The 11,670-nt window shown below is 52.9% G+C and carries 8 protein-coding genes and 1 pseudogene; 4 read left to right on the forward strand and 5 right to left on the reverse strand.

The annotated features are described in order from the left end of the window. Positions 1 to 105: 105 nt before the first annotated feature. The 4 genes from EII14_RS04230 to EII14_RS04245 are packed head-to-tail and all read left to right on the forward strand — an operon-like array spanning position 106 to position 3,660. The gene (locus EII14_RS04230) at positions 106 to 600 is read left to right on the forward strand and encodes an RNA polymerase sigma factor (protein WP_124931318.1); all 495 of its coding nucleotides are present in this window, start codon (positions 106 to 108) and stop codon (positions 598 to 600) included. Beyond that, positions 597 to 1,304, forward strand: a complete 708-nt coding sequence (locus EII14_RS04235) for a hypothetical protein (protein WP_124931319.1) — start codon at positions 597 to 599, stop codon at positions 1,302 to 1,304. Before EII14_RS04230 ends, EII14_RS04235 begins: the two co-directional genes overlap by 4 nt. 22 nt (positions 1,305 to 1,326) lie before the next feature. Then, complete coding sequence (locus EII14_RS04240; protein ID WP_124931320.1) at positions 1,327 to 2,919, forward strand: hypothetical protein; 1,593 nt, start codon at positions 1,327 to 1,329, stop codon at positions 2,917 to 2,919. Positions 2,920 to 2,964: 45 nt separating this feature from the next. Beyond that, positions 2,965 to 3,660 carry a hypothetical protein gene (locus EII14_RS04245; RefSeq protein ID WP_124931321.1) on the forward strand — a complete coding sequence of 232 codons (696 nt, stop codon included), beginning with the start codon at positions 2,965 to 2,967 and terminating at the stop codon, positions 3,658 to 3,660. Positions 3,661 to 3,774: 114 nt separating this feature from the next. Here EII14_RS04245 and EII14_RS04250 read toward each other — a convergent pair whose 3' ends face one another. From EII14_RS04250 to EII14_RS09405, 5 genes and pseudogenes are all read right to left on the reverse strand, one after another. Next, entirely contained in the window at positions 3,775 to 4,740 is a 966-nt protein-coding gene (locus tag EII14_RS04250; protein ID WP_124931322.1) for a glycoside hydrolase family 130 protein, read from the reverse strand. Positions 4,741 to 4,852: 112 nt separating this feature from the next. Continuing rightward, entirely contained in the window at positions 4,853 to 6,238 is a 1,386-nt protein-coding gene (locus EII14_RS04255) for an MFS transporter (RefSeq protein WP_124931323.1), read from the reverse strand. Positions 6,239 to 6,585: 347 nt separating this feature from the next. Further along, entirely contained in the window at positions 6,586 to 7,308 is a 723-nt protein-coding gene (locus EII14_RS04260; RefSeq protein ID WP_124931324.1) for a lipopolysaccharide kinase InaA family protein, read from the reverse strand. Continuing rightward, positions 7,308 to 8,975 (reverse strand): formate--tetrahydrofolate ligase, encoded by a 1,668-nt coding sequence (locus EII14_RS04265; RefSeq protein ID WP_124931325.1) that lies wholly within the window; start codon positions 8,973 to 8,975, stop codon positions 7,308 to 7,310. Before EII14_RS04265 ends, EII14_RS04260 begins: the two co-directional genes overlap by 1 nt. Positions 8,976 to 10,073: 1,098 nt before the next feature. Further along, positions 10,074 to 11,670, reverse strand: a pseudogene (locus EII14_RS09405) (hypothetical protein); the annotation flags it as partial.

Consider the following 11,670-nt stretch of genomic DNA (forward strand, 5'->3'; position numbering starts at 1 on the left):
TTGTATCACTATTCCTTGTGTTGCCACCGTTTTTTTTTGGGGGGGGGAGAACGAAAATACACGCCTTTCACACCCAACATTTCGAGTTTCGTTTGTTAATCAAGTATGAACCCCGACGAATACAGCCGTTTGGCGCAACAGCATCGCCCTTTGTTGGCGAAGATTGCCCTCCGCTTCTTTTCCGATGCGGAAGCGGCCGAAGACATCGTGCAAGACACGTTGTTGCGGCTGTGGCTCGTAAGGGAACGCATGGCCGACGCCAATGATTTTTGCGCACTCGGCACACGCATTGCCAAAAACCTCTGCGTAAACGAGTGGAAACGGCGACAAATTCGCAACGAAACAGAACCGCCGCCCGACACGACGCCAGCCCCATGCAGCACCGACGAAGCCGTCGAGATGTCGGAAAACAAACGGTTGCTCCAATGGGCGGTGAGCCGACTGCCACGCTCCGAACAACGCATCTTCCGCTTGTGGAGCGAAGAACGGCTCGGCGTCCGACAAATTGCCGATGTGCTCGGCATCAAGCCCACCACCGTAAGCAACACCCTCTCAAAAGTGAAACGCAAACTGTTGCACCTCATCCGATCGCAATCATGAACACGCAAGAACTTATCCGCCGATATTTGCACGAACCGCCTTGTCGCGAGGTGGAGCGGCAACTGCACGAGGCACTACTCGCCCAAGACGAATTGAACCGGGAGGAAGCGGCCTTGCTCATTCTCCTCGAAAACGAAGCGGAACCGACGGCTTTCGACAAGACTTTGCTCTCGGAAGCGGGCGAATCCGAATATGACGCCCTGCTTGCGGCAAACGCCATAGTGCCGACGGCTTCACCGGAGCGCCGGGAGCATCGGCGACGTTTTCATCTATTTTTCCCCATTGGCACGGCCACAGCCGCCGCTGCCGCCTTGCTTTTTGCGGTGCAGATGGCATGGTCGCCCGAATCGCCATTGCCATCTGCAAAAACGGTGTCGTCGTCGGTACAGATCGCGAAAAGCGAACTTCCGCGTCCGAAGGAGGACAAACAAATCGTGCAGCCGACACAATCCTTTTGTCCGCCCCCAATGCCACCCCGATCGGCCACTCCTTCTCGCATGACTGACGCCACTCTCATCGTTCAAAGCGAAACCACCCTTGCAACGGTGGATCCGCTGAAAGAAAGCCTCATCCTCATCGATCGAGAGTGGCGCGAAGAGCGCATCGCACAAGACAAGGCGGAAAGAGAATTGGCCGTGGAATATGCCTTGGAGCAATTTGTCGCCGACAGTTTGCAACACACGGCTTCGTTCAAAGAAATCTAACCCCAAAGCTCTATTTACTATTATGAAACGCTCTATCCCCAACTCCTTGTTTCGCCGCACCGAACCATCGCCCCGCCGTTTGGGCGAATTGGTCGGCTTGGTCGGCATGGTGACGAAAACATGGCTTTTGCTGCTGTTTGCCGTTGCCAACGTGCTTGCTGCCACCGCACAAAACCGTTTATTGAAAGCCATCGAAAACCTTGCTTCGACACCGGCCTACCTCTCTTCTTCGTCCGTGGAAAACTCCTCGATCGTGGACGAGGCGCACCCTTTCTTTCGTTTGCATCGCTATGAAATCAACGTTCCGCCTCATCGGAAAGCACAAGTGCGGACGCTATTACTCAATGGCTACTATGACGATGCGATGACAGGACGCTCCAAACCCAACAGTCTGCATCGCTACACGAGCGAAAACCGCGAACGCTACTCCGTTTCGTACAGTCCCGAACACACGCCGCTCATCATCGGCGATACGCTGCTGCCCAACCTCGTGCTCGTGCGCACCACCGCTCCGCAACGTCCGACACACGACTTGATCTGTGCCGCCGAGTGGGACGAAAGCGGTCAAGGGTTGCGCGGACGTCTGTATGTGGTCGAGCGGTTGCGCGGTGTGAAAGCAAAAGAGATGCAGCCTTCGATTGAAGAGCGGTTGCGCGACTTTCGAAACCGCTTCCGCAATCGCGAGGAGTGGCCTTATTCGCCGCCAAAACAACCGCACATGTTCTTCCGCAACGACACGCTGTTCATCCCCGACGTGGACACCATTGAGTGGAAAACGGAAATGAACCACTTCTCCTCTCTGCCCAACATCGAAGCGGGAAGCATGGAGTTTGACAACTTCGAGGCACAACGCAAAATCGCCGTGACCGATTACCTCCGTCGGCTGGCGTTCTACAACCGCAAATTGGAAACCTCACCGGACGGAAGAATACACAGTGCGATACGCCACCGCACCTCGTTTGACTTGCCACCGCTGCTATCCCACATGTCGAAAGAAGAACTCGAACGGGCACGAAAGTTGATCGAACAACTGAAAATCAGCGACAAACGTCAGCATCCGAACAGTTCCATCTCGGACGACCTTTTGCAACCGCTCTCAAAAATCAACACACACGCCAATGCCACGGCGGTGTCTTCGCTCAATGATTTTGAAGACAAGGCGGAGATTGACGGACGTGCCACGGGGACGCTCATTCTCGAACAGGGCGACAAGAAGTGGAAGGTGGACTATGCCCGTCGAAAAGCCCGCTTCGACATCGTGCCGGACGAGCACCATGTGTATGACGTCAGTCGAAAAATACACCGCATCATTCCCACCGACGGAGTGACCTTCGAATATCGTTTCTACTCGGCCGCCAACGGTGTTTTCCTCACCTACAAAGGCAAAGAGTATAGCCGCTCCCGCATCGACGGAGCTTCCGACGAACCCCTCCCTTTCCTCACTCAACGTTATATCGGCGTTGGCGACATGGAAACCTCTTCAAAAGAAGTGCTCATCCTCACCTTCGACCGAGATCTGACGCTCGACGATCGAAAAGAGGCCGGCATACCGCCGATCGTCATCAAAGAGGGCAGCTACCTCATGTTTGAAACGGACACGAGCGCATATCGTTGAAACACGTAAACCTCTTTTCTTTTAATCTTTCAATAACCTTTTCTTATGAAAAAATCCTTTCTCATCGGCCTTGCCGCGGCCTGCCTGACCATGTCCTCGCCCTCTCCGGCTCTTGCCGACGACCAATATCCGGCGACAACGCCCGAAAAAGCGATGCAGCCGGCGCAAATTGCCGAAGGCTACTACTACCTTTGCAACGGACGCACCGAAAACAACGCCGTCTACGTCGGATTTCCCGAAATTCCGGAAGACTACATCGGATCCTGCGACAACGAGCATCCCTATCGCGGGTGTTGGACGTTCATGAAAGAGCCCGTTCTCTCAACCAATGTGCCCAATATACAATATGTGTTTCACATCACCAAGACCCAAGGAAATTTCTATCATATCCGCCACCTTGCCACCGACCGCTTTCTCCGCATCGATGCGCGCAACTTCTACAACATCCCCACTTCAAAAAATCCGACGTATCTGGGAGTCTTCATGTTTCTGCCCGTCGACGGAAAACCCGACACCTATGTGATACAATCGCCGGCCATGCATCCCTCTGACACCGGACAGCCCTTCCCTCACCGCTGTCTTCATGCCTCCGGCGATTGCAACGCCGTGGTGATGTGGCACGCCTCCGACATCGGTTCGCACTGGAAACTCGTGCCGTTGGACGAGAAGAAAGTGCAGAAACAGCAACATATCTCGGAGCAAAAAGGCACAGTCGAAAACAACGGCAAGAACGATCTTTGACAACAAATGCCACTCTATCCGTCGCCTATACCGACCGAAAAACATCATCCGTATCGAAGTCTGCAAAGACTCGGACACGGATGATGTTTGTGTAGAGAGAAAGAGCGGCGAGGACTATTGCCGTTTCAGGAAATCGAGCACTTCCGAAATGCGGCAGAAAGCCAGTCCGACCACGGTGTCAGCCGCGCCATAGTAGATGGCCGCCTTGTCGCCCTCGACGAGCGTGGCACAGGGGAAAACCACGTTGGGCACATCGCCGCAAAGCTCATAGGGTGCGGCGGGAGCAAGCAGGTAGTCCATCGAGCGGCGGAGCACCTTGGAGGGATCCTCCAAATCGAGCAACGCCGCCCCCATGGAGTAGCGGAAACCGTTGCAGGTGGTGATGACGCCGTGGTAGAAAAGCAACCATCCCTCGTTGGTGCGGACGGGCACGGGGCCGGCACCTGTCTTGGTACACTGCCAAGCACTGTCGGGGAATGGCGTGGGGCGCATCACGAGGCGATGACCGCCCCAATAGGTCATGTCGGGCGAGTAGCTCACCCAGATGTCGCCAAAGGGGGTGTGGCCGCTGTCGGAGGGGCGGGAGAGCATGGCGTAGCGACCGCCGATTTTTTCGGGAAAGAGCACGCCGTTGCGGTTGAATGGCAAAAAGGCGTTCTCGCACTGATAAAACGTGACGAAGTCGAACGTATAGCCCACGCCGATGGTGGGACTGCCGCCAAAACCGTTGCACCACGTAATCCAATAGCGATCGTCGATCCACACGACGCGAGGGTCGTATTTGTAGAGATGTTCGGCCACGGCGGGATCGGCTCCCGGCGCAGGCAGGAAGCGAATGGGGTCGTGCTCGATCGTCCAATGGATGCCGTCGGGTGAGAAACCGGCGAAGATATTCATCTGCACGCTGCGGTTATCGCAGCGGAAGACGCCGGCAAAGCCATCGCCGTGACGTACGACGGCCGAATTGAACACGGAGTTGCTCGACGGAATGGCATAGCGGTCGATGATGGGATTTTCGGAGTAACGCCACACCACGTCGTTACAGCCGTCGGGGCGTTCTTGCCAAGGGATGGGTTGCATAGAGATGTTTGTAGAAAGATGAAAAACGTTTGGAAAGAGAAGTTATATTGTGGCAGATGACAACGTGAGGCATTCGGCATGAACGAACACGGCCTCGGCAACAACAGGCGGTTTATCGGCGGCGGGAGGCGGCGAGGCGCAAGTTGATGTCGTGCATGCGCTGCTTGCCGAGCGGATAGAAAGCGATGAACACAAAGCTCAAAGCGGCCACGACGGCAGGCGCAAAACTGATGATGGCGCGAAGACCGTCGATCGCATCGGGAGTTTGGACGGCGCCGGGCGTTGTGCTGTATCCCACGAAGACGAGCATCATCATCACACTTCCCGCGCCCAAAGAGTTGCCGAACTTCTGTGCCATTGAGGAAGAAGAGAAAATCAATCCCGTCGAGGCGGTGTGCAATTCGAGTTCTGCGTAGTCGCTCACATCGGCATACATGCTCCACACGAGGGGCGACATGATGCCCGTGATCACGCAAAACACGACTTGCAACAACAGCATGAGGAGATAGGCGTCGAGAGGGACGAAGTAGAACACCGCACTGCTCAGCGCGAGGCCGATCAATCCGAAAAGGAACGTGCCTTTTTTGCCCAAACCGCGGGCAATGGGTGCGGCCACGGCCACGCCGACCATGTTGGCCACTTCGCCGACGGAGAAGAACAGACCGGCATAAAACAGCATCTCAAACGAAAACAACGAGATGCGCGCATCGGCCGCCACGACGGAGGTGAAGAAAAAGGGAATGACGGTGTAGCGAATGGCATTGAGGAAGTTGAAAGACATGATGCCGCCCAACAGCAACCACCACGGGCCGTTGCACAACAAGGAGCGGAGGTCGCCGGCGATGGATCCGGTGGAAATGGGGCGGAGGCGTTCGCGCGTCATGGCAAACGTAAACACAAAGAGCACGAAGCACATCGCGCTGACCACTATCATGCCGTATTGCCAGCTCTGTGCCGAAAGCACCTCGGGCGCAAGTCCTTGCAAACCGTTGAAATAGCGGCAGAGCGGCTCCCATGCAAAGAGCACGACAAACGAACCGGCATAGGCAAAAAGCATGCGGTAGGAGGAGAAAGTAGTTTTCTCGTCGGAGTCGTCCGTCATCACGGCCAACATCGAACCATAGGGCACATTGATGGCCGTATAGACCGTCATCATGAGCAAATAGGTGGCATAAGCCCAGATGAGCTTGGTGGTTTCGTCGCCGGACGGAATGGTGAAAAGCAACACACCGGCAATGGCAAAAGGTGCCGATATCCACAGCAGATAGGGACGGTATTTGCCCCAGCGCGTCTGCGTGCGGTCGGCCAAAATGCCCATCATGGGATCGGAAACGGCGTCCCAAATGCGCGCCACGATCACCAAAAGAGCCGTGGCCTCCAAACTGAGTCCGTAGATGTTGGAGTAAAAAAACGGCAGATAAGCCATGAATATTTTCCAGAACATGGAGGACGACATGTCGCCCAAACCATATCCCACTTTTTCTGTAAAAGAAGCCATAGGTAAGTAGATTTAAGAAGGTTTTCAAGGGAAGAGTTCACCGACCGTACATGCAGTACAAGAAACTACAGCGAAACCATGGTAGCAGAACAGCTCAACTTTGCATTAACCGGACAAAGATAACACAAAGTGAGGAAATCTCCAATCAAAGCCGAAAAAACATGCACACTTTCGCTTCGGTTCGCCCTGCCGTTGCACACCCGACGGGTTGCGCCCTACTCCGCTCTCGCCCGCATCGTCAAGTCACATCATAAAAAAAGAGTGTGCCCAAACCGTCCTTGCGTCGGAACACACTTCTTTTTCTTATGGTCATTCGTCGGCGACAAGGACGATGTTTTGATGACGTCTCATTCCTGTTCCGGTTTTCGCGTATTATACTGCGTGCGTGCCTCGTTGATCAAAGCGATGCAACGCAAGGCGTCGGCATTGCGAGCTTGGGCATAGAGTTGTCCGAGATGATTGAAAAACTCCTCCGAACCTTCGAGGCGGGCAAAGTTTTGACATCCCTTTTCAATGCTCACGGCGCGGCCGCACTTCATGGAGTTGGTGTCGATCAAGGTGAAGTGAATGCGATCGCCGACACGATCGAAGAGGATATTGTCGGCCGAGAAATCGCGATGCAGGAAGCCGTTTTTATGCAATTTGGCGGTATAAGCGGCAAAACTCCGGGTCACTTCTTCGCGAAACTCCGGATCGAGCGAGACAAGATCCCTCATCGTGTAGCGATAATCGGAATAAAGACACACAAAGTAGTAGGTCGAACTGAGCCAACTTCTTCGATACGTCACGAACGCCACAGGATCGGGACTTTCAAACCCCCGCTCTCTTAGCAAGAACGGACTGAAATAGGCCTTTTTGGCTTTGTTCGATTTATAGATGCGCGTGGCCAGACGATGAGTCAGCGGCATCGTGCCGTAGCGTTTCACCACGAGCGTCAGCCCTTCCACTTTAAGTATGCGCAACACGTTTCGCCCGCGATGCAGCTCGCGCCCTTCGCGTTCAAAATGCTCATCGATGTGTTCAAGATAGGCTTGAAGATGTTGGTATTTGGGGTTGAGAACGATACGCATTAACTTAAACCGATTATTTCACCATTAGTGTAATCAATGTGCAGTGCCTGCGGAGCTTTGGGCAGTCCGGGCATGCGAAGAATGTCGCCGGCGATGGCCACTATCATTTCCGCTCCGGCATTGATGACGACATCTCGAATGAGAATTTCAAATCCCTCCACCGCGCCATACTGTTTGGGATCGGCCGAAAACGAGAATTGCGTTTTGGCGATGCACACGGGAAAATGTCCCATGCCTCCGGATTCGGCAAGGCGTATGCGGTCAAGGGCGGGCTTGGCAAAAGAGACATTGGCCGCACCATAAATTTCGCGAGCCACTTTTTCGATTTTCGTGCGCAACGGCGCATCGTCGTCATAGACAAAACGAAGCGGAGCCGAGGGATTTTTTTCGATGGTTTCGACCACGACACGCGCCATTTCGGCCGCACCGGCTCCTCCTTCGGCATAAGCATTGTTGATCACGAAGGGGGCATTCAGTTCCTCCTCGCAATGGCTGCGCAGCAACGCCATTTCCTCATCGGTGTCGGCGGCGAAGCGATTGAACACCACGACCACACTCTGCCCGAAAGAGCGCAGATTGCGAACGTGCTTGTCGAGATTGGCCAAACCTCGACGGAGGCCTTCAAGGTTAGGCTCTTGAATGAGATCGAGCTGAACGCCGCCATGCATCTTCAAACCTTGCGCCGTAGCCACGATGACGGTCAGATCGGGTTGCAGACCGCCTTTGCGACACTTGATGTCATAAAACTTCTCCGCTCCCAAGTCGGCACCAAAGCCGGCTTCGGTAATGGTATATTCGGAGTGCGACAAGGCCATTCTTGTGGCGATGAGCGAGTTGCAGCCGTGGGCGATATTGGCAAAAGGCCCGCCGTGTACAAATGCGGGGGTGTTTTCGGTGGTCTGCACCAAGTTGGGTTGGAGTGCGTCTTTAAGCAACACCATGATCGAACCGGCCACGCCGAGATCTTTCACGGTGAAAGGCGTTCCGTCGAAACGATAGCCGAGCACGATTTGCTCAATGCGGCGACGGAGGTCGGCCTCATCGGAGGCCAGACACAGAATGGCCATCAGTTCGCTGGCCGGCGTGATATCGAAACCGGCTTGCGTTTCCACTCCGTTGGCCGCAGGGCCGAGGCCGGTGACGATGCTGCGCAGGGAGCGATCGTTCACGTCGAGCACTCTGCGCCAAAGCACTTCTTTCAAGGCAAAGCCCTCTCCGCGATGCTGATAGATATAGTTGTCGAGCAAAGCGGCAATCATGTTGTGCGCCGAAGTAATGGCATGGAAATCTCCTGTGAAATGAAGATTGATTTTCTCCATGGGCAACACTTGGGCATGTCCGCCGCCGGCCGCACCGCCCTTCATGCCGAAACAAGGCCCCAAGGAGGGTTCGCGCAGAGCCACCACGGCTTTCTTGCCGATGTGGTTAAGGCCGAGAGCCAAGCCTATGGATACGGTGGTCTTGCCGATGCCGGCTCGTGTGGCGGTGATGGAAGTGACGAGAATGAGATGACTTTTCTTCATTTTCTCCTCGTCGATGAGATTGAGCGGCACTTTGGCAATGTGTTTGCCGTGAAGTTCAAGGTCGGCGGCGGCGATGCCTATCGTTTGCGCCACGTCCGAAATGGGACGCAGAGGGGTGGCGCGAGCTATTTCAATGTCGGTCATATTCGATGGCCTGAATAAAGATGATACAAAAGACGAACGGAAATATATCATTTTTGATACAATCCCTTTTGCAAAAATACAAAAAAAAGAAGACTAATAAAAATATTCGTTTATTTTTTCACGCTCGTTCCCCATTTCTTTCATTTCGCATCGTTTCCACCAATAAACCTTGCCTCTTGTCCTCCCGAAGAGCCGATGCAATTCTTCGTGCCGACGCCCAAAAGGCAGGGCACGACAATCAACGGACGAGGGCAGACAAGATTGCTGCCACTGTTGAGAACATCGAGCAGAAGCGAAGGGAAAAGATGACGTCCGCCGAGGCAGGCCACACTGCCTAAGAGGTAGGGATTTTTTCCTCTGAGGTAGGAAAATCTATCTCTGAGGTAGGATCAGCCACCTCCCAAAGAAATGAAAAAAACTTCATCTTTCGCGCGCACGCGCGCGTCCCTTATGATTACATTTTGCCTTCACTGCCTTCGCAAAACAACTCAAAACACTGATTATCAAAGTCATTTTGGTGAAGGCAAGTGAAGGCAAAACAAAAATCCCTTTCCCAATAGACTGTTCTTCAATCCGTTGGCTCGTTTTTTTGCTTTCACCGCCCCGAAATCGGGTGTTTTTCTCTCCGCAACAGTGAAAGCAGGTGAAAGCAAAAGGGTGATTTTGCCTTCACCGTACATACTCTGATTTTCAACCATTTGAAAAACATCCCAAACTTTTGCCTTCACTTGCCTTCGCAAGAAAGGCACTAATAATCAAGATAATAATCGTTTTTGCGAAGGCAAAACGGAAAAAACAAAACATAGGGGGAGAAAGCGTCAGAAAAGGGCGGTTTCATCGGAAACGCAACAGCGGCACCTGCGAAAGAAGAAGAAAGAGGAGAGGCGTGGGAAGTTACCGCGTGGAACGACGTGGTAGGGTAATGTCCGAAAAGTGGATAAAAGGTGAATAATCGTTGTATTTATCGAGTCTTCTCAAAGTATACAAAATAAAAAGGTGCTTGGAGCAGAAAACATAAAAATCGCCTCGACATGTTTTGTCGAGGCGATTGGAGGTAGAGCGCGAGTTACGCTCTTTGAGAGCGGAGAAACCGCAATGTTATTTTACGATTTGCTTCTTTCCGTTTACGATGTAGAGACCTGCGGGGAGATTCTTCGTGCTCTTCAAACGTACGCCGGAGATCGTGTAGACAGCCTTGCTGCCGGATTTGCCGATCAATACGGCATTGTTGATAGAGGTGATTTTACCGTTGGCAGAAAGAGCTGTTGCTCCGGTTTCGGTCGTTTCAGGCATTGCAGAGAAGTAGCCGGTGTTGGGAGCCACTTTCTCTCCCTTTTCAGAGAGAAGCACTTGTGTGTGTGCGGGGTTGAAGATACCGCATTTTTCTGCCACTTTCACTTCTTCGAAAGTCGGAACAAGCCCATTCACGGGAGTAGCTTCTACATGAACGGGGTTGAGTTCGTTCACGCTTTTGGCGGTGGGGAAGAGCGTCACGACTTTGTCGGTGCTGCCGGCTTCGGGGATGTAAACATAGGCTTGTCCGGCTTCGAGCTTCTCGGGAGCTAGTGCAAGCTGAATGTTGTTGGAGGCATCCTGACCGATGACAGTGTAGAACGGATTTTCTGCTTTGTCAATTTGGATGGGGAAAGTCATGATCTGAGGTTTGTTCTCATGTTGAAGATCATAGATAAAACCACCATCTCCGAAGATTTCGGCAGGAACGTCGGCAGCTTCAAACTTGAAGGCAGAGTTGTCACGGCCATTAGCGGTATGCCAGAATACGAGGTTGCCATATCCGGGTTGAGCATTTACGTAGATGTTGTCGCCCTCTACATCTTCGGCTTTGGCGATGATGTTAAAGCAACCGGGTTCTTTGGCAAAGCGGATACTGAATACATAGGGAGTTTCGCTTTGAGTGGCTACGCTTTTGTTCTTATCGTTGCTGAGAGGAGAGAGGTAGAGGCCGGTGAAGACGTTTTGATAAGTGTAACCACCTTCTACTTTTTGCACTTTCCAATAAGCTCCCAACTTGTTCTTGAAGTTGGCGTCGTCACCCCAAACACCATTTTCGGCTTTAATGCGACCGGCAATCTTCACATGTTGTTCGCGAGAAGAGTTGGTGGCAAAGAGACCGCGTCCGACAACAGTTTCGTTGGAGCTATTGCTGCGAATGATATAGATGCCGTCTTGAGGAGTTTTGAGAGAGGCATCGAAAGCAACATTTGCCGCGTCCAAAGCTGCGAGTAGGCTGTTTACTTGCTCTACGTTGGGCTGAGCGGTTTTGAGTATCTCGTTGAGTTCATTTTCCACTTTGTTTACAGCCGCCTCATAAATGCTTTTAGAACCGGTGGTGTAATAGCCTAACTCGTCACCTTCTTGGGCAGCATTGATTACTGCTTTGGCTTCTCTAAGGGCTTTGTGAACGCGTGAGGGATCGGGATAGTGCTTCAAGAAGTCTTCATAAGTAGTTTCAAAGGCTTTGATAGTAGCATCTGTGGCAGTTTCTTTTTCAACTTCTTTCTTGGCCGTTTCGATGATCGCTTTCAGTGCAGTTACTTTCTCGGCAGGCACCGATTCGATGAGAGATCCTGCTTTGTCATAAGCTCCCTTGTACAGACGCATTTCTGCACCATGGTAATATTTGTTGCCACCGGGAACATCACCGTCATTGACGCGACGAGTCACTTCGATGCGG

This window comes from Alloprevotella sp. OH1205_COT-284 (genome assembly GCF_003859795.1).
In the GTDB taxonomy this organism is placed as follows: domain Bacteria; phylum Bacteroidota; class Bacteroidia; order Bacteroidales; family Bacteroidaceae; genus Alloprevotella.

Bases quoted from the DNA above. Each gene is read 5' to 3' on its own strand.
- EII14_RS04240 (WP_124931320.1), top strand. From the start codon at position 1,327: ATGAAACGCTCTATCCCCAACTCCTTGTTTCGCCGCACCGAACCATCG.
- EII14_RS04255 (WP_124931323.1), bottom strand. From the start codon at position 6,238: ATGGCTTCTTTTACAGAAAAAGTGGGATATGGTTTGGGCGACATGTCG.
- EII14_RS04235 (WP_124931319.1), top strand. From the start codon at position 597: ATGAACACGCAAGAACTTATCCGCCGATATTTGCACGAACCGCCTTGT.
- EII14_RS04245 (WP_124931321.1), top strand. From the start codon at position 2,965: ATGAAAAAATCCTTTCTCATCGGCCTTGCCGCGGCCTGCCTGACCATG.
- EII14_RS04230 (WP_124931318.1), top strand. From the start codon at position 106: ATGAACCCCGACGAATACAGCCGTTTGGCGCAACAGCATCGCCCTTTG.
- EII14_RS04265 (WP_124931325.1), bottom strand. From the start codon at position 8,975: ATGACCGACATTGAAATAGCTCGCGCCACCCCTCTGCGTCCCATTTCG.
- EII14_RS04250 (WP_124931322.1), bottom strand. From the start codon at position 4,740: ATGCAACCCATCCCTTGGCAAGAACGCCCCGACGGCTGTAACGACGTG.
- EII14_RS04260 (WP_124931324.1), bottom strand. From the start codon at position 7,308: ATGCGTATCGTTCTCAACCCCAAATACCAACATCTTCAAGCCTATCTT.